The organism is Streptomyces sp. NBC_01471, from assembly GCF_041438865.1.
GTDB lineage: Bacteria > Actinomycetota > Actinomycetes > Streptomycetales > Streptomycetaceae > Streptomyces.
The window spans coordinates 6,937,501-6,955,610 of the sequence record NZ_CP109450.1; the positions used below are offsets into that span (position 1 = coordinate 6,937,501).

General features: G+C 66.8%; 14 protein-coding genes, 2 rRNA genes and 1 riboswitch (1 of these 17 running past the window's edge). Of the genes, 13 read left to right on the forward strand and 3 right to left on the reverse strand.

The window, feature by feature from the left end:
- The 12 genes from OG285_RS31145 to OG285_RS31200 form a co-directional block, all read left to right on the forward strand.
- Nucleotides 1–2,735: ribosomal RNA gene (locus OG285_RS31145) — 23S ribosomal RNA — on the forward strand (it extends 390 nt beyond the left edge of the window).
- A gap of 79 nt (nt 2,736–2,814) precedes the next feature.
- Nucleotides 2,815–2,931 (forward strand): 5S ribosomal RNA (gene rrf / locus OG285_RS31150).
- 173 nt (nt 2,932–3,104) lie between these two features.
- Nucleotides 3,105–3,713 (forward strand): CDP-alcohol phosphatidyltransferase family protein, encoded by a 609-nt coding sequence (locus OG285_RS31155; protein WP_356832481.1) that lies wholly within the window; start codon nt 3,105–3,107, stop codon nt 3,711–3,713.
- 113 nt (nt 3,714–3,826) lie between these two features.
- On the forward strand, nt 3,827–6,322 hold the full coding sequence (locus tag OG285_RS31160) for a mannose-1-phosphate guanyltransferase (RefSeq protein ID WP_356832479.1): 2,496 nt from the start codon (nt 3,827–3,829) through the stop codon (nt 6,320–6,322).
- 97 nt (nt 6,323–6,419) lie between these two features.
- Nucleotides 6,420–7,343 carry a DUF881 domain-containing protein gene (locus OG285_RS31165; protein ID WP_371792826.1) on the forward strand — a complete coding sequence of 308 codons (924 nt, stop codon included), beginning with the start codon at nt 6,420–6,422 and terminating at the stop codon, nt 7,341–7,343.
- Complete coding sequence (locus tag OG285_RS31170) at nt 7,340–7,672, forward strand: small basic family protein (RefSeq protein ID WP_164266945.1); 333 nt, start codon at nt 7,340–7,342, stop codon at nt 7,670–7,672. Before OG285_RS31165 ends, OG285_RS31170 begins: the two co-directional genes overlap by 4 nt.
- A gap of 20 nt (nt 7,673–7,692) precedes the next feature.
- The gene (locus tag OG285_RS31175) at nt 7,693–8,592 is read left to right on the forward strand and encodes a DUF881 domain-containing protein (RefSeq protein WP_371792827.1); all 900 of its coding nucleotides are present in this window, start codon (nt 7,693–7,695) and stop codon (nt 8,590–8,592) included.
- A gap of 148 nt (nt 8,593–8,740) precedes the next feature.
- The gene (locus OG285_RS31180) at nt 8,741–9,607 is read left to right on the forward strand and encodes an FHA domain-containing protein (RefSeq protein WP_371793657.1); all 867 of its coding nucleotides are present in this window, start codon (nt 8,741–8,743) and stop codon (nt 9,605–9,607) included.
- A 17-nt stretch (nt 9,608–9,624) separates the two neighbouring features.
- On the forward strand, nt 9,625–10,368 hold the full coding sequence (locus OG285_RS31185; RefSeq protein WP_356832473.1) for a MerR family transcriptional regulator: 744 nt from the start codon (nt 9,625–9,627) through the stop codon (nt 10,366–10,368).
- A 54-nt stretch (nt 10,369–10,422) separates the two neighbouring features.
- On the forward strand, nt 10,423–10,896 hold the full coding sequence (locus tag OG285_RS31190) for a bifunctional nuclease family protein (protein WP_164266948.1): 474 nt from the start codon (nt 10,423–10,425) through the stop codon (nt 10,894–10,896).
- Nucleotides 10,897–11,082: 186 nt separating this feature from the next.
- Nucleotides 11,083–11,655, forward strand: coding sequence for a MerR family transcriptional regulator (locus tag OG285_RS31195; RefSeq protein ID WP_371793658.1), 573 nt, complete (start codon nt 11,083–11,085; stop codon nt 11,653–11,655).
- Between the two features lie 56 nt (nt 11,656–11,711).
- A complete protein-coding gene (locus OG285_RS31200) occupies nt 11,712–13,286 on the forward strand; it encodes a DNA polymerase IV (RefSeq protein WP_371792828.1) in 1,575 nt (524 codons plus the stop codon).
- Here OG285_RS31200 and OG285_RS31205 read toward each other — a convergent pair.
- The gene (locus OG285_RS31205) at nt 13,202–13,579 is read right to left on the reverse strand and encodes a PRC-barrel domain-containing protein (RefSeq protein WP_356832469.1); all 378 of its coding nucleotides are present in this window, start codon (nt 13,577–13,579) and stop codon (nt 13,202–13,204) included. The genes OG285_RS31200 and OG285_RS31205 overlap by 85 nt on opposite strands.
- A 140-nt stretch (nt 13,580–13,719) precedes the next feature.
- Nucleotides 13,720–13,818: riboswitch (glycine riboswitch) on the forward strand.
- 187 nt (nt 13,819–14,005) lie between these two features.
- On the opposite strand from OG285_RS31205, the gene gcvP reads away from it, so the two are divergent.
- Nucleotides 14,006–16,891: an aminomethyl-transferring glycine dehydrogenase gene (gcvP, locus tag OG285_RS31210; RefSeq protein WP_356832467.1), complete on the forward strand. Its 2,886-nt coding sequence runs from the start codon at nt 14,006–14,008 to the stop codon at nt 16,889–16,891.
- A gap of 95 nt (nt 16,892–16,986) precedes the next feature.
- On the opposite strand, the gene OG285_RS31215 is transcribed toward gcvP, so the two are convergent.
- Both OG285_RS31215 and OG285_RS31220 read right to left on the reverse strand, forming a co-directional pair.
- Entirely contained in the window at nt 16,987–17,190 is a 204-nt protein-coding gene (locus OG285_RS31215; protein ID WP_356832465.1) for a DUF5999 family protein, read from the reverse strand.
- A gap of 303 nt (nt 17,191–17,493) precedes the next feature.
- Nucleotides 17,494–18,084, reverse strand: a complete 591-nt coding sequence (locus OG285_RS31220; RefSeq protein ID WP_356832463.1) for a hypothetical protein — start codon at nt 18,082–18,084, stop codon at nt 17,494–17,496.
- Nucleotides 18,085–18,110 lie beyond the last annotated feature (26 nt).

Consider the following 18,110-nt stretch of genomic DNA (forward strand, 5'->3'; position numbering starts at 1 on the left):
GAAAGGTCCGGCGTAGAGGGTAAGACCCCCGTAGCTGAAACATCAACGGCTTGCTTGTGTGACTCCCAAGTAGCACGGGGCCCGAGAAATCCCGTGTGAATCTGGCGGGACCACCCGCTAAGCCTAAATATTCCCTGGTGACCGATAGCGGATAGTACCGTGAGGGAATGGTGAAAAGTACCGCGGGAGCGGAGTGAAATAGTACCTGAAACCGTGTGCCTACAAGCCGTGGGAGCGTCGCTGGTCGTACTTGTACGGTCAGTCGTGACTGCGTGCCTTTTGAAGAATGAGCCTGCGAGTTAGCGGTGTGTAGCGAGGTTAACCCGTGTGGGGAAGCCGTAGCGAAAGCGAGTCCTAATAGGGCGTTTGAGTTGCACGCTCTAGACCCGAAGCGGAGTGATCTAGCCATGGGCAGGTTGAAGCGGCTGTAAGAGGTCGTGGAGGACCGAACCCACCAGGGTTGAAAACCTGGGGGATGACCTGTGGTTAGGGGTGAAAGGCCAATCAAACTCCGTGATAGCTGGTTCTCCCCGAAATGCATTTAGGTGCAGCGTCGTGTGTTTCTTGCCGGAGGTAGAGCACTGGATAGGCGATGGGCCCTACCGGGTTACTGACCTTAGCCAAACTCCGAATGCCGGTAAGTGAGAGCGCGGCAGTGAGACTGTGGGGGATAAGCTCCATGGTCGAGAGGGAAACAGCCCAGAGCATCGACTAAGGCCCCTAAGCGTACGCTAAGTGGAAAAGGATGTGGAGTCGCAGAGACAACCAGGAGGTTGGCTTAGAAGCAGCCATCCTTGAAAGAGTGCGTAATAGCTCACTGGTCAAGTGATTCCGCGCCGACAATGTAGCGGGGCTCAAGCGTACCGCCGAAGTCGTGTCATTCATACACATAGGGCTAACGCCTGTATGGATGGGTAGGGGAGCGTCGTGTGCCGGGTGAAGCAGCCGCGGAAGCGAGTTGTGGACGGTTCACGAGTGAGAATGCAGGCATGAGTAGCGATACACACGTGAGAAACGTGTGCGCCGATTGACTAAGGGTTCCTGGGTCAAGCTGATCTGCCCAGGGTAAGTCGGGACCTAAGGCGAGGCCGACAGGCGTAGTCGATGGACAACCGGTTGATATTCCGGTACCCGCTTTGAAACGCCCAATACTGAATCCTCTGATGCTAAGGCCGTGAAGCCGTCCTGGAGCCTTCGGGCAAAGGGGAGTGGTGGAGCCGCTGAACCAAGGTGGTAGTAGGTAAGCGATGGGGTGACGCAGGAAGGTAGTCCAGCCCGGGCGGTGGTTGTCCCGGGGTAAGGGTGTAGCCCGTTGTCCAGGTAAATCCGGATGACATGGTGGGTGAGACCTGATGCCGAGCCGATTGTGGTGAAGTGGATGATCCTATGCTGTCGAGAAAAGCCTCTAGCGAGTTTCATGGCGGCCCGTACCCTAAACCGACTCAGGTGGTCAGGTAGAGAATACCGAGGCGTTCGGGTGAACTATGGTTAAGGAACTCGGCAAAATGCCCCCGTAACTTCGGGAGAAGGGGGGCCATTTCTGGTGATCCAATTTACTTGGTGAGCTGGGGGTGGCCGCAGAGACCAGCGAGAAGCGACTGTTTACTAAAAACACAGGTCCGTGCGAAGCCGTAAGGCGATGTATACGGACTGACGCCTGCCCGGTGCTGGAACGTTAAGGGGACCGGTTAGTCACATTTCGGTGTGGCGAAGCTGAGAACTTAAGCGCCAGTAAACGGCGGTGGTAACTATAACCATCCTAAGGTAGCGAAATTCCTTGTCGGGTAAGTTCCGACCTGCACGAATGGCGTAACGACTTCTCGACTGTCTCAACCATAGGCCCGGTGAAATTGCACTACGAGTAAAGATGCTCGTTTCGCGCAGAAGGACGGAAAGACCCCGGGACCTTTACTACAGTTTGATATTGGTGTTCGGTTCGGCTTGTGTAGGATAGGTGGGAGACTGTGAAGCGGCCACGCCAGTGGTTGTGGAGTCGTCGTTGAAATACCACTCTGGTCGTGCTGGATGTCTAACCTCGGTCCGTGATCCGGATCAGGGACAGTGTCTGATGGGTAGTTTAACTGGGGCGGTTGCCTCCTAAAGAGTAACGGAGGCGCCCAAAGGTTCCCTCAGCCTGGTTGGCAATCAGGTGTTGAGTGTAAGTGCACAAGGGAGCTTGACTGTGAGACCGACGGGTCGAGCAGGGACGAAAGTCGGGACTAGTGATCCGGCAGTGGCTTGTGGAAGCGCTGTCGCTCAACGGATAAAAGGTACCCCGGGGATAACAGGCTGATCTTCCCCAAGAGTCCATATCGACGGGATGGTTTGGCACCTCGATGTCGGCTCGTCGCATCCTGGGGCTGGAGTCGGTCCCAAGGGTTGGGCTGTTCGCCCATTAAAGCGGTACGCGAGCTGGGTTTAGAACGTCGTGAGACAGTTCGGTCCCTATCCTCTGCGCGCGTAGGAATATTGAGAAGGGCTGTCCCTAGTACGAGAGGACCGGGACGGACGAACCTCTGGTGTGCCAGTTGTCCTGCCAAGGGCATGGCTGGTTGGCTACGTTCGGAAAGGATAACCGCTGAAAGCATCTAAGCGGGAAGCCTGCTTCGAGATGAGTATTCCCTCCCCCTTTGAGGGGTTAAGGCTCCCAGTAGACGACTGGGTTGATAGGCCAGATGTGGAAGCCCGGTAACGGGTGGAGCTGACTGGTACTAATAGGCCGAGGGCTTGTCCTCAGTTGCTCGCGTCCACTGTGTTAGTTCTGAAATAACGAACGACCGTGTTGTTATCCGGTGTTGGTTAATTTCATAGTGTTTCGGTGGTCATTGCGTTAGGGAAACGCCCGGTTACATTCCGAACCCGGAAGCTAAGCCTTTCAGCGCCGATGGTACTGCAGGGGGGACCCTGTGGGAGAGTAGGACGCCGCCGAACAATTTTTAGCCTCAGCCCCGGACCGTTATGGTCCGGGGCTGAGGCATTTTTGCGTCCACATGCAGTTCACACCCAGGCCGGCATCTGTCCGCTGACCCCTGTGACTTGGCGGGCCTCCGCTGAGGGTAAGGTCAGGGAGCATCGTTCGTACGTTCCTCACAGGAGGCCCCCGGGTGGAGGTCCAGGAGACCCGTGTTCAGACGGACCGGGTACTCACCATCCCCAACATCCTCAGCATGGCCCGCCTGGTCGGTGTGCCCGTTTTCCTGTGGCTGATTCTCCGGCCCGAGTTCGGGGGGCCCAAGAGCGACGGATGGGCACTGCTGGTGCTCATGTTCAGCGGTGTGAGCGATTATCTTGACGGCAAGCTGGCCCGCCGCTGGAACCAGATCAGCAACCTGGGACGGCTCCTCGACCCCGCCGCGGACCGTCTCTTCATTCTCTCCACCCTGGTCGGTCTGACCTGGCGGGAGATCCTGCCGATTTGGTTGACCGCGGCACTATTGGCCCGTGAGCTGATGCTTCTGGTCATGGTGGGAATCCTGCGCAGGCACGGCTATCCGCCGCCCCAGGTGAACTTTCTGGGCAAGGCAGCTACCTTCAACTTGATGTACGCGTTCCCGTTGCTCCTGCTCAGCGACGGGAGCGGCTGGCTGAGCACCCTGGCGTCGATTCTCGGATGGGCGTTCGCAGGGTGGGGTACAACGCTGTATTGGTGGGCAGGAATCCTGTATGTGGTACAAGTCCGCCGGCTCGTGAAGGCGGATGTAGCAGCCGATTGAACTCGTCGATGCGCACCGTGCAGCGTGGCCGGATTGCGTATGACGCCCGAGTGTCCTCACTGGACGGGTGAAGTCGGCTGGACTGTCGACATCTCAAGGAGGGCGCTTCCGACATGAAGGCCGTCGTGATGGCTGGTGGCGAAGGCACACGTCTTCGCCCTATGACCTCAAGTATGCCCAAGCCGCTCCTGCCGGTGGTCAACCGACCGATCATGGAACATGTGCTGCGGCTGTTGAAGCGGCACGGGCTCAGTGAAACGGTCGTCACCGTGCAGTTCCTCGCGTCCCTCGTCAAGAATTACTTCGGCGATGGTGAAGAGCTCGGTATGGAGCTCACATACGCGAACGAGGAGAAGCCGCTCGGCACCGCAGGAAGCGTCAAGAACGCGGAAGAGGCGCTCAAGGACGACACCTTTCTGGTGATCTCCGGGGATGCACTCACCGACTTCGACCTGACGGATTTGATTAATTTCCATAAGGAGAAGGGCGCACTTGTCACGGTGTGCCTGACCCGGGTGCCGAATCCGCTGGAGTTCGGCATCACCATCGTGGACGAAGAGGGAAAGGTCGAGCGCTTCCTGGAGAAGCCGACCTGGGGCCAGGTCTTCTCCGACACCGTCAACACGGGCATCTATGTGATGGAACCCGAGGTCTTCGACTACGTCGAGGCAGACGTGTCGGTCGACTGGTCCGGTGATGTCTTCCCCCAGCTCATGAAGGACGGGAAGCGGGTCTACGGCTATATCGCCGAGGGCTACTGGGAGGACGTGGGCACTCACGAGAGCTATGTGAAGGCCCAGGCCGATGTCCTCGAAGGAAAAGTCGATGTGGACATCGACGGCTTCGAGATCTCTCCCGGCGTATGGGTGTCGGAGGGCGCCGAGGTGCATCCCGACGCCGTACTCCGAGGGCCTCTCTACGTCGGCGACTACGCCAAGGTGGAAGAGGGCGTGGAGATACGGGAACACACCGTCGTCGGTTCCAACGTGGTCGTCAAGACCGGCGCCTTCCTGCACAAGGCTGTCATCCACGACAACGTGTACATCGGTCAGCAGTCCAACCTGCGTGGCTGCGTGATCGGGAAGAACACCGACATCATGCGGGCCGCCCGCATCGAGGACGGCGCCGTCATCGGTGATGAGTGCCTCGTCGGTGAGGAATCCATCATCCAGGGCAATGTGCGGGTGTATCCGTTCAAGACCATCGAGGCCGGTGCGTTCGTCAACACCTCGGTGATCTGGGAATCCCGCGGCCAGGCGCATCTGTTCGGCGCTCGTGGAGTCTCCGGGATCCTGAATGTCGAAATCACCCCTGAGCTGGCCGTACGGCTGGCGGGCGCGTATGCCACCACGCTAAAGAAGGGCTCCACGGTCACCACCGCACGTGATCACTCGCGTGGTGCGCGTGCCCTCAAACGGGCGGTGATCTCCGCCCTTCAGGCGAGTGCCATCGACGTACGGGACCTGGAGAACGTGCCGCTGCCCGTGGCCAGGCAGCAGACCGCCCGCGGCAGTGCGGGCGGCATCATGATCCGGACCTCGCCCGGTGTGCCCGACTCCGTGGACATCATGTTCTTCGACGAGCGCGGGGCAGACCTCTCGCAGGGCAGGCAGCGCAAGCTGGACCGGGTGTACGCGCGCCAGGAGTACCGGCGTGCGTTCCCCGGTGAGATCGGGGACCTGCACTTCCCGGCGAGCGTCTTCGACTCGTACACCGGCTCCCTGCTCCGGAACGTGGACACCACGGGGATCGCGGACGCCGGGCTCAAGGTCGTGGTCGACGCGTCCAACGGCAGCGCCGGGCTCGTCCTGCCCAGCCTTCTCGGCCGCCTCGGTGTCGACGCTCTGGTCATCAACCCGGGACTCGACGAGTCGAGGCCCACGGAGACCGCGGACACCCGGCGGGCCGGGCTCGTCCGCCTCGGCGAGATCGTGGCCTCGGCGCGGGCGGCGTTCGGAGTGCGGTTCGACCCGGTGGGCGAGCGGCTCTCCCTGGTGGACGAGCGAGGGCGGATCATCGAGGACGACCGGGCCCTGCTGGTCATGCTCGATCTGATCGCCGCCGAGCGGCGCAGCGGCCGCGTCGCGCTGCCGGTGACGACCACGAGGATCGCCGAGCAGGTCGCCGCGTACCACGGCACCCAGGTGGAGTGGACGACCACCTCACCCGATGACCTGACCCGGGTGGGCCGCGAGGACTCCACCATCTTCGGTGGTGACGGGCGCGGTGGCTTCATCATCCCGGAGTCCAGCAGTGTCTTCGACGGGACGGCGGCGTTCGTCCGGCTGATCGGGCTCGTCTCGCGTACGCAGTTGACGCTCAGCCAGATCGACGCCCGGATTCCGCGGGCCCATGTGCTCCGCCGCGACCTGGCGACCCCGTGGGCCGTCAAGGGCCTGGTCATGCGCCGGGTCGTGGAGGCGGCCGCCGACCGGGCCGTGGACACCACGGACGGGGTACGGGTCGTCGAACCCGACGGCCGCTGGGTGATGGTGCTGCCGGCCCCGGCCGAGGCCGTCACTCATCTGTGGGCGGAAGGACCGGACGACGCGTCCGCCCAGGTGCTGCTCGACGAGTGGTCGTCGATCGTGGACGGTGCAGGTCAGTGAGGTCGTAGGGGTGTACCGGACGGCATGACCCCGGGCCGTCCGGTACACCGACGGGGCCATTGGGAGCCCGCGGCTGCGGCGTGCGACGATGTGCGGCATGCCGAAGCAGCCCCCCGTTCGGAGCGCAGCCTCCCCGACCCCGCGTCCCGACGCGTCGATGTCGCTGCTCAACAACGTGATGGACCACAGCCTCGACGACGGCTATGCCGAGGCGACCGCCCGGCGCAGGGCCGAGGGCAGTGCGGGGATGCCGCGTTCACTGCGGGCCAAGCTCGGTCTCGCCGCGGGTCTTGTGCTCGCCGCGGTCGTGGTCACCGTCGGCGCTGCGCAGGCCAGGGTGACGGCGCCGACGGTCGCGAAGGAGCGCCAGGAGCTCATCGACCGTATCGACTCGGAGACTTCGTCCGCCGACGCACAGCAGAAGAAGGTCGACGGGCTGCGCGACACGGTGAGTGAACAGCAGCGCAAGGCACTGCAGAAGCACGGGGGCGACCAGGGCGGGCTGGTGGCGCTGCTGTCCGGCGCGACAGCGGTGCACGGGCCGGGCGTGAAGCTGGTCATCGACGATGCCAAGGACAGCGAGCAGAGCGACGGCGGCGGGCCGCGCGAGAGCCCCGGGTTCTCCGACACGGGGCGGGTACGGGACCGCGATATGCAGCAGTTCGTCAACGCGCTGTGGCAGTCCGGCGCCGAGGCCATCGCCATCAACGGGCAGCGTCTCACCGCTCTGTCGGCGATCCGCGCCGCCGGTGACGCCATACTGGTCGACAACAGGCCGCTGGTACCGCCCTACACGGTGCTGGCGGTGGGGAACGGGAAGCACTTGCTCAGCGAATTCGATGACAGTGTCGGCGGGCAGTACCTGAAAGTCCTGAAGGACAGCTACTCCATCCGCACCAGCATTTCCGATCAGGCCGACGTGCGCCTTCCTGCGGCCGCGAGCCTGATCGTACGTACAGCAAAGCCGAAGGCCGCCGGCACCGACCAAGGCGCGGCCGACACAGGGAAGGGCACATCGTGATCGCCGTACTGGGCCTCGTCGTGGGAGTCGTGGTCGGACTGTTGGTCCGGCCCGAAGTGCCGGCGATGGTCGAGCCCTACCTCCCCATTGCCGTCGTGGCCGCCCTCGACGCGGTCTTCGGCGGACTGCGGGCCATGCTCGACGGAATCTTCGTGGACAAGGTCTTCGTCGTGTCCTTCCTGTCCAACGTCGTGGTGGCCGCGCTGATCGTGTTCCTCGGCGACAAACTGGGCGTCGGCGCACAGTTGTCCACCGGCGTCGTCGTCGTGTTCGGCATCCGCATCTTCTCGAACGCCGCGGCCATTCGCAGGCATGTGTTCCGGGCGTGAGGCCGATGGGTGACGAACCGATGAGCAACGAAGAGAACCCGCCCGACCCGCAGAACCCGGGTGACCCGCAGAGCCGGCAGGAGCCGCCGCAGGGCCCCGGCGGAGTGCCCCGTGCGTTTCCCGGCGCACTGCCCGAGGAGAGGCCCGCCGGGACACCGCAGGGCTCTGCCTCGGGGGCGACGCCGGCGGCGCAGCCCAGGCAGGCGGGTCGGCAGCGGCTGATCGCCGCCCTCTGGCCGCCCCGGGTCACCAGGGCCCAACTTGTCGTCGCCCTGCTGCTGTTCGTACTGGGTCTCGGACTCGCCATCCAGGTCCGCTCCAACAGTGACAACAGCCCGCTGCGCGGCGCACGCCAGGAGGACCTGGTGCGGATCCTCGACGAGCTCGACAACCGAACCCAGCGCCTGGACGACGAGAAGCAGCGGCTGCAGAGCCAGCGCACCGAGTTGGAGAGCAGCTCGGACCAGGCCGAGGAGGCCCGCAAGCAGACGAGCGAGAAAGCACGTCAGCTCGGCATCCTGGCGGGCACGGTGGCCGCCCAGGGCCCGGGTATCACCCTGCTCGTCAACGACCCGCACAAGACGGTCCAGGCGGACATGCTGCTCGACACCATCCAGGAGCTGCGGGCGGCCGGCGCCGAGGCGATCCAGGTCAACGGTGTCCGGGTCGTGGGGGACACGTACTTCTCCGACGTGGACGGCGGGATCCAGGTGGATACGGAGAAGATCAGCGCGCCGTACACCTTCAAGGTCATCGGGAAACCGGCCGACTTGGAGCCTGCGCTGAATATTCCGGGCGGAGTGGTGCAGACTCTGGAGAAGGAGCAGGCCACAGCCACTGTGACGCCTGAGCAGAAGATCGTTGTGGACGCCTTGCGACCGGCGAAGCGCCCTGGCTACGCTCGGTCCTCCGCGCAGTGAGGCGGGGGCGCGTGAGGGCCGTGGGACTGGGGCACGGGGTTGCGGGGGGTCGGCGCACCGATAGCGGGGTGCGTGGTGGAAACTGTCTGGGGGATACGGACGTTGTAAGGATGTCCGGTTCGGCAGGTGTGTTCATTGAGAGTTCGTCCTGCCCCACGGGCGGGTCTGTTTCGGTCAAGGGGAATCGCCCGTGAAGTTGTTTGGGAAGTTGTTCGGCAAGAGTGCACGTGAGGACAGTGCACGGCACCGCGCCCCACGTCATGTGGAGGGCGAGGACCAGGGTGGCGACCGCCCGCTGTTCCGGGACGAGGTCGGCCGGCCCGGCGACGACATTTCGGGTGGTCAGGGTGCGTCGTCTGTTGACCCTGCGGGGCAGGGCCGCATAGGTTTTGGTGAAGCATCAACCTCAAGTACGGGTCGAGGGTTGTCCTCCGATCCGTACGCAACCAACGCCCACGCAGGGCAGTCGCGGCAGGAGGATGCATCCATGCCGGTTTGCACGAGGTGCGGCCACCGCAACGCCGAGGACAGTCGGTTCTGTTCCAACTGCGGAGCGCCGTTGCGCGCCGGGGTGCCCGAGCGGCCCTCGGAGACCACTTCGACGATCTCCATCTCGGGGTTGGAGGCGTACGAGGCGGAGGTGACCGGGCAGACCGCGTCGCCCTCGCTCTCTCCCGAGGCCCAGGCGGCCGTCGACGCGCTGCCCCTCGGCTCGGCGCTCCTCGTGGTGCGCCGCGGTCCGAATTCGGGCAGTCGCTTCCTGCTGGACAGCGATCTGACCACGGCCGGCCGCCATCCGCAGAGCGACATCTTCCTCGACGACGTCACGGTGTCGAGGCGGCATGTGGAGTTCCGCAGGGGTGCCGACGGCGGATTCACCGTCTCGGACGTCGGCAGCCTGAACGGCACGTACGTCAATCGTGAGCGCATCGACGCCGTCGTGCTCGCGAACGGGGACGAGGTTCAGATCGGCAAGTACCGGCTGGTCTTCTACGCGAGCCAGCGGGGCGTGTGACCCGTCAGGGAAGGTCCATGCTGCAATCACCGAAGGGCGGTGCCGGCGACGGCACCGCCACCGAGGACGACCGGCTGGTCAGTATCGGCACCGTCCTGAATCTGCTCCGGGAAGAGTTTCCCGAAGTCACGATCTCCAAGATCCGATTTCTGGAGGCCGAAGGGCTGGTCGAGCCGCAGCGCACGTCGTCCGGGTACCGGAAGTTCGGTACCGCGGACGTCGAGCGGCTGGCTCAGGTCCTGAGGATGCAGCGCGACCACTATCTGCCGCTGAAGGTCATCAGGGACCACCTCGACGCACTGGGCCGCGGTGAGCAGATCCAGCTCCCGGCGCCCGGTGCCGTCCGCGAGCCCGCGGACGGAGCGCCGGACGGCGGCGCAGGTGAGCCCACGGCGTCCCGCGTGGGCCGGGACGAGCTGCTCGCGGCCGCCGGGATCAGCGCGGACGAGCTCGCGGAGTGGGAGTCGTACGGCCTGCTGTCACCGCTCCCGGAGGGCGGGTACGACGCGGAGGCCGTGAACGTGGCGGGGATCGTGGCGGATCTGGGCCGGTTCGGTCTGGAACCGCGGCATCTGCGTGCCATGAAAGCGGCTGCGGATCGTGAGTCCGGGCTGATCGAGCAGGTCGTCGCCCCCCTTCGGCTGAATCGCAATCCGCAGACCAGAGCCGATGCGGAAACCACCACGAAGGACCTGGCAGCACTGACCGTACGGCTGCACGCGGCCCTCGTGCAGACCTCGCTCCGGGTGCGGTTGTACTGATCATGAGGGTGCCCCGACTACCCAAACCTGCCGGGCACGTCCTAGGGTTGCTGTGTGAACGAGCTCGACGTTGTGGGTGTCCGGGTGGAAATGCCCTCCAACCAACCGATCGTGCTCCTGCGTGAAGTGGGAGGCGACCGGTATCTCCCTATCTGGATCGGCCCTGGTGAAGCGACTGCAATCGCCTTCGCCCAGCAGGGCATGGCTCCAGCAAGGCCGCTGACCCACGACCTCTTCAAGGATGTCCTCGAAGCGGTCGGCCAGGAGCTCACGGAAGTACGCATCACCGACCTGCGTGACGGGGTCTTCTTCGCGGAGCTGGTCTTCGCGAGCGGGGTCGAGGTGAGTGCGAGGCCCTCCGACGCCATAGCGCTCGCCCTGCGCACCGGGACGCCGATCTACGGCAGTGACGGGGTGCTGGACGATGCGGGAATCGCCATCCCGGACGAGCAGGAGGACGAGGTGGAGAAGTTCCGCGAGTTCCTCGACCAGATCTCTCCGGAGGACTTCGGGACCAACAGCCAGTGACGCTCCGCTCGGGTCGTCAGCGCATCCGGCAAGCCGTTCCCGGAAGAGGGGCACACGAAACCCCTCTTAGGGTGATTATCACTCGGCGTGCCGAGTGTGGCGATCGTTGACGCACCTCAAGTGACTGCCTACCGTCGAGTGGGCAGTTCAAGGACGGAGGTCGGCGTGAGAAGCACCGGCGAAGATGTGGCAGGGGATCTCCCCGGACTGGGTCCGGGGGTCGGAGTGCCGTATCCGCTTCACGGCTCAACGGCCGAACCGACGACCGACACCGTCGGCTACCGGGGGCCGACCGCCTGCGCGGCGGCCGGTATCACCTACCGGCAGCTCGACTACTGGGCGCGTACGGGACTGGTCGAGCCGAGCGTGCGGCCCGCCCAGGGGTCGGGCACCCAGCGTCTCTACAGCTTCCGGGACGTGGTCGTCCTCAAGATCGTGAAGCGGTTCCTGGACACCGGTGTGGCACTCCAGAACATCCGTACGGCGGTCCACCACCTCAGAGACCGGGGCCCCCGCGATCTCGACCGGATGACGCTGATGAGCGATGGCGCGACGGTGTACGAGTGCACCTCGCCGGACGAGGTGGTCGGCCTTCTGCAGGGGGGCCAGGGAATCTTCGGGATCGCCGTCGGAGTCGTGTGGCGGGACGTGGAGAGCGCCCTCTCGCAGCTGCACGGCGAGCGGGTCGACACCGGCGAGACCCTGATCGGCCACAACCCGTCCGACGAGCTGGCCCGGCGCCGCAACCGCGCCGTCTGACGGGCCTCCGCGCTGCGGGGGCCCGATTGTCAGTGCCGTGAGGCAGCATCGGTGGTGTGAGAGCCGCGCCCACCATCCTGCATCTGGACATGGATGCCTTCTTCGCCGCCGCGGAACAGGCGGCGAAGCCGAGCCTGCGCGGAAAGCCGGTGGTGGTCGGCGGACTGGGACCGCGCGGAGTCGTGTCGACGGCCTCGTACGAGGCCAGGCGGTTCGGGGTGCATTCGGCGATGCCGATGGCGCAGGCCCGCAGGCTCTGTCCGAACGCCGCCTACCTGGTGCCGCGCTTCGCGCTCTACCGAGAGGTGAGCATCCAGGTCATGGAGCTGCTCGGCCGTCTCTCGCCGCTGGTCGAGCCGCTGAGTCTGGACGAGGCCTTCGTGGACCTGGAGGCTGGCGGGGTCGCCGACGGCACGCGATCGGCCCGGCGCGCCGGTGAGCAGCTGCGCCGGGACATCCTGGCGGTGACGGGGCTCAGCGGGTCGGTGGGTCTCGCCGGCTCCAAGATGCTGGCGAAGATCGGGTCGGAGCGGGCCAAGCCCGACGGTCTGGTCCTGATACAGCCGGGCACCGAGCGCGAGCTGCTGGCGCCCCTGTCCGTACGGATCCTGCCGGGCGTGGGTCCGGCGACCGGTGAGCATCTGCGCAGGGCCGGGATGACCACCGTGTCCCATCTGGCCGAAGCCGGTGAGGACGAGCTCGTCCGGCTGCTGGGCAAGGCGCACGGCGCCTCGCTGTACCGGATGGCGCTCGGCCACGACGACCGCCCTGTGGTGTCCGAGCGGGACACCAAATCGGTCTCGGTGGAGGACACCTTCGATGTGGACCTGCACGACCGGGTGCGGGTGCGGGCGGAGGTGGTGCGGCTGGCAGGCCGGTGCGTGGAGCGGTTGCGGGCCGCCGGGCGGTCCGGGCGGACGGTGGTGCTGAAGGTCCGGCGGTACGACTTCTCGACGCTGACCCGGTCCGAGACGCTCCGGGGGCCCACGGACGACCCTGAGGTCGTACGGGAGGCCGCGGGGCGGCTGCTGGAGAGCGTGGACACCACGGGCGGGGTGAGGCTGCTCGGGGTGGGCGTCACCGGCCTCGCGGACTTCACCCAGGAGGACCTGTTCGCGCAGGCGGCCACGGAGCGGGCCGCCGTGCGGGAGTCCACGGTGGACGAGGCGCCGTCCGGGCCCGCGGCGGCGCCGGCGCCGTCTCCGGACGAGCCGCCGGCCGGCACCGGGCGCCGCTGGCTCGCCGGGCACGACGTGCACCACGACGAGTACGGCGCGGGATGGGTGCAGGGCAGCGGCGTCGGCCGGGTGACGGTGCGCTTCGAGGACCCGTACGCGACCGGGCCCGGCCGGGTGCGGACCTTCGGGGTCGATGATCCCGCCCTCAGGCCGTCGGATCCGCTGCCGCTGGTCCGGGCTGCCCCGGCCGATCCGGATCCGGACGGACCGGACGGGACGCCAGGGGGGAGGGAAGCGGACACCGGCGAGAAGCCCGGAAATCCGGAGGGTCCTGAGGAGACAGCACCGCCGGGGGCGGATCCGGAGGGTCAGGTGCGTTCCTCTTCGCCCGCGAGCCGGCCGAAGTCCCGGTCGGGGGGCGGCGGCGTGGGGGCGGAGATACCGAGCCCGTAGTGGTGGTAGAGCTGGAGCTCCTGCTCGGGCGAGAGATGGCGGCCGACACCGAAGTCCGGTGCTTCCTTGATCAGGGTGCGGTCGAAGGGCACCCGCAGGGTTTCCCTGACGAGTTCGCTCGGCTTCAGGGGGACGAACGCGTCCCGGCTGAACAGCCCGGTGCGGACCGCGGCCCACTCGGGCACTCCGGTGGCGTCGTCGAGGTAGACCTCGTCCACGGTGCCTATTTTGAGGCCACTGCGGTCGAACGCCTTGCGTCCGATCAGGCTGCGCGGATCTATGTCGGTCTGCACGGTCCCTCCAACTGATCGCAACGGATCACGATGTACCCCGCCCCCTGCGAAGGTCTCCCCCTCAGGGAAGTCCAGATCCGTGGTATCGGCCACTCGAACACCGTGCGAAGTGGCTCGCTGGTAGGCTGACCAGTGGCTGCTGACCCCGCGCGGGAGAGCCCTTCGGACGCTTTGTCCGTGGGCGCCGAAGGAGCAAATCCTCCCCGGAATCTCTCAGGCACACGTACCGCGCGGACGAGGTCACTCTGGAAAGCAGGGCGGGCGTCGGGCGGGCACGTCCGGATCCCTACCTCACCGACGGTGAAAGCGGGCACGTCGAGCGACGGGCCCGTGAAACTCTCAGGTTGAGATGACAGAGGGGGAGGCCGTCCGGGTACCCGTGCCGTGGTACCCCTCGCAGGTCGTAACGACCAGGAGGCCTCCGCCATGACTGCCCACCGCATTCCGCTCTCCCAGCTGGAGCGTGGCATCCCCTTCGAGCAGCGCCATATCGGGCCCGACGCAGAGGCCCAGGCCAAGATGCTCGCCCAGGTCGGCTACGGATCGCTCTCGGAGCTCACCTCGGCCGCCGTGCCCGAGGTCATCAAGAGCGCCGAGGCGCTGAACCTCCCGGACGCGCGGACCGAGGCCGAGGTCCTCGCCGAGCTGCGTTCCCTGGCCGACCGCAACCAGGTCCTCGCCCCGATGATCGGCCTCGGCTACTACGGCACGTTCACCCCGCCGGTCATCCTGCGCAACGTCATGGAGAACCCCGCCTGGTACACGGCGTACACGCCCTACCAGCCGGAGATCTCGCAGGGGCGCCTGGAGGCGCTGCTGAACTTCCAGACCGTTGTCGCCGACCTGACGGGCCTGCCCACCTCGGGCGCCTCGCTGCTGGACGAAGGCACCGCCGCGGCCGAGGCGATGTCCCTCGCGCGCCGCGTCGGCAAGGTCAAGAACGGTGTCTTCCTGGTCGACGCCGACGCCCTGCCGCAGACCGTCGCAGTGATCCGGACTCGGGCCGAGCCGGCCGGTGTCGAGGTCGTCGTCGCCGACCTCGGAGACGGCATCCCCGCCGCGGTGGCCGAGCGCGGCGTCTTCGGCGTACTGCTCCAGTACCCGGGCGCCTCCGGCCGTGTCCGCGACATCGCCCCCGTCATCGAGCAGGCGCACGAGCTGGGCGCCGTCGTCACCGTCGCCGCCGATCTGCTGGCGCTGACCCTGCTCACCTCGCCCGGGGAGCTGGGCGCCGACATCGCGGTCGGTACGACCCAGCGGTTCGGCGTCCCGATGGGCTTCGGCGGTCCGCACGCCGGGTTCATGGCCGTACGCGAGAAGTTCGCGCGCAGCCTGCCGGGGCGGCTCGTCGGTGTCTCCGTCGACGCCGACGGCAACAAGGCCTACCGGCTGGCCCTCCAGACCCGTGAGCAGCACATCCGCCGCGAGAAGGCCACCAGCAACATCTGCACCGCGCAGGTGCTCCTCGCCGTGATGGCCGGGATGTACGCGGTCTACCACGGCCCGGACGGTCTGCGGGAGATCGCCCGGCGCACCCACCGGTACGCGGCCATCCTCGCCGAGGGGCTGCGGGCCGCGGGCGTCGACGTCGTGCACGGCGACTACTTCGACACCCTCACCGTACGGACCGGCGGCAGGGCCGCCGAGGTCGCCGCCGCCGCCCGCGCGGGCGGGGTCAACCTGCACCAGGTCGACGCCGACCTGATCTCCGTCTCCTGCGACGAGACCACCACGCGCACCCAGCTCGCCGCCGTCTGGGCCGCCTTCGGCGCCGCGGGCGACATCGAGGCGCTCGACGAGCGGACCGCCGACGCGCTGCCCGCCGGGCTGCTGCGCCAGGACACCGTCCTCACCCACCCGGTCTTCCACCAGCACCGCTCCGAGACGGCGATGCTGCGCTACCTGCGCAAGCTCGCCGACCGCGACTACGCGCTGGACCGCGGCATGATCCCGCTCGGCTCCTGCACCATGAAGCTCAACGCCACCACCGAGATGGAGCCGGTCACCTGGCCCGAGTTCGGTGCGATGCACCCCTTCGCCCCGGTCGAGCAGGCGCAGGGCTATCTGACGCTCATCCACGAGCTGGAGGAACAGCTCGCCGAGGTCACCGGCTACGACAAGGTCTCGCTCCAGCCCAACGCGGGCTCGCAGGGCGAGCTGGCCGGTCTGCTGGCCGTGCGGGCCTACCACCGCGCCAACGGGGACACCGCGCGTACCGTCTGCCTCATCCCGTCGTCGGCGCACGGCACCAACGCCGCCAGCGCCGTGATGGCCGGTATGAAGGTCGTCGTCGTGAAGACCCGCGAGGACGGCGACGTCGACGTCGAGGACCTGAACGCCAAGATCGAGCAGTACCGCGACGAGCTGTCCGTGCTGATGGTCACCTATCCGTCGACCCACGGTGTCTTCGAGGAGCACATCACCGACATCTGCGCCGCCGTGCACGACGCGGGCGGCCAGGTGTACGTCGACGGGGCCAACCTGAACGCGCTGGTCGGGCTCGCCAAGCCCGGCAAGTTCGGCTCGGACGTCTCGCACCTCAATCTGCACAAGACCTTCTGCATCCCGCACGGCGGCGGCGGCCCCGGTGTCGGCCCCGTCGGCGTACGGGCCCACCTGGCGCCGTACCTGCCCAACCACCCGCTCCAGCCGACCGCCGGTCCCGCGACGGGCGTCGGTCCGGTCTCGGCCGCACCGTGGGGCTCGGCCGGCATCCTGCCGATCTCCTGGGCGTACGTACGTCTCATGGGTGGTGAGGGGCTCAAGCGGGCGACGCAGGTCGCGGTGCTGGCCGCCAACTACATCGCCAAGCGTCTCGAACCGCACTATCCGGTGCTGTACACGGGCCCCCAGGGGCTGGTCGCGCACGAGTGCATCGTCGATCTGCGGCCGCTGTCGAAGGCGACGGGTGTGAGTGTCGACGACATCGCCAAGCGCCTCATCGACTACGGCTTCCACGCGCCGACGATGTCGTTCCCGGTGGCCGGAACGCTGATGATCGAGCCCACCGAGAGCGAGGACCTGGCGGAGCTCGACCGGTTCTGTGACACGATGATCGCGATCCGCGCCGAGATCGAGAAGGTCGCGTCGGGCGAGTGGGCGGCGGACGACAACCCGCTGCGCAACGCCCCGCACACCGCGGCGGCGCTGGGCGGTGAGTGGACCCACGCGTACACCCGCGAGGAGGCCGTCTTCCCGGCCGGTGTCTCGCCGGCCGACAAGTACTGGCCGCCGGTGCGCCGGATCGACGGGGCCTTCGGCGACCGCAACCTGGTCTGCTCCTGCCCGCCGCTGGACGCGTACGACAGCTGACGGACATGCGGGAGGGCCGGTTCGGGGATGTCACCCGGGCCGGCCCTTCGTCGTCTCTGCCAGTTCTGTTCTGTTTTCCGGGATGGAGCAGGGGATCAGGCCGCGGTCGCCAGTCCCGAACCCACCGGGCGGTGCGGCGCGATGATCCGGCCGTCGGGCAGCAGTTCACCGGTGTCCTCGAAGATGAGAACGCCGTTGCACAGCAGACTCCAGCCCTGCTCCGGATGGTGCGCCACGAGGAGCGCGGCCTCCCGGTCGGCGGAGGCGGCTGACGGGCAGGTGGGCTGGTGCTGGCACATGGATGCGTTCTTTCGCTGCGTTGTAGTGAGTGTCCTGCGGCTCGATGCGGATTTCATGGCCGCCCCCCGTATTCAGTCGGTGGTCCCAGTGTTGCCCCACGGGCGTCGATCCGCAGGGATTTCACGGCACCACTTGCTACAGCATAAGGACGCATCACCCGTGCGGACGGTTCAGCTCAACTCGACTGGCTCTTCGGGTGGTTCGGAGGTGGCCCGACCGGGCTAGTCCGGATGGGTGGGAGGAGCGCCGCGCCCCGCGACCTGAGGTGGTCACGGGGCACGCCGGTGGTGTGATCGCGGCCGTCAGGCGGGAGAGCTCAGCAGCGGGGGCGACAGCCGCATCGTCATCACCGGCAGCAGGTCCGCGACCTGGTGCGGGCGGTGCGCGGCGATACCGGGCGGTGCGGGCGCGAGGGGCACGAGCAGATCGGTGGGGGCCGGCATCGTGCCGGAGGCCGAGGCATCGGCCCCGGTGTCACCGTGCAGCCACAGCGTCAGCATGTAGAGCTCCGGCACGGACAGCAGCCTGGGCTGGAACGGTGTGTCCATCGCCTCGGCCTGGCGCAGAGCGCTCCCGGTGGCGGTGGCGTAGGGACCTTCGAAGAAGTGCGAGAAGGTCCAGCCGTCGGCGGTGAGTTTCGTGTCCGCGGCGGCCACGGCGCGGTCGCCGCTGTGGATCAGGAAGCGCCAGCCGGTGAGCCGGGTACGCGGGGTCCCGCCGCTCGGCATGATCTGGTCCAGCACATAGACGGGCAGGGGGAGTTCGGGGGTGAGCGGCCCCGGGGCCGAGCGGAGCGCCGGGGTTCGGGCCTCGCGTACGGCAGTGGGGGAGCCGAGTGCCGCGAGGACGCTGCGCAGGGCCGGCGCGGGAGCCGGAGGGACATACAGCGGCATGATGTGGGTCGCCTCTCACTTCGGAG

Bases quoted from the DNA above. Each gene is read 5' to 3' on its own strand.
- OG285_RS31160 (WP_356832479.1), top strand. From the start codon at position 3,827: ATGAAGGCCGTCGTGATGGCTGGTGGCGAAGGCACACGTCTTCGCCCT.
- OG285_RS31165 (WP_371792826.1), top strand. From the start codon at position 6,420: ATGCCGAAGCAGCCCCCCGTTCGGAGCGCAGCCTCCCCGACCCCGCGT.
- OG285_RS31175 (WP_371792827.1), top strand. From the start codon at position 7,693: ATGAGCAACGAAGAGAACCCGCCCGACCCGCAGAACCCGGGTGACCCG.
- OG285_RS31185 (WP_356832473.1), top strand. From the start codon at position 9,625: ATGCTGCAATCACCGAAGGGCGGTGCCGGCGACGGCACCGCCACCGAG.
- gcvP (WP_356832467.1), top strand. From the start codon at position 14,006: ATGACTGCCCACCGCATTCCGCTCTCCCAGCTGGAGCGTGGCATCCCC.
- OG285_RS31215 (WP_356832465.1), bottom strand. From the start codon at position 17,190: ATGTGCCAGCACCAGCCCACCTGCCCGTCAGCCGCCTCCGCCGACCGG.
- OG285_RS31220 (WP_356832463.1), bottom strand. From the start codon at position 18,084: ATGCCGCTGTATGTCCCTCCGGCTCCCGCGCCGGCCCTGCGCAGCGTC.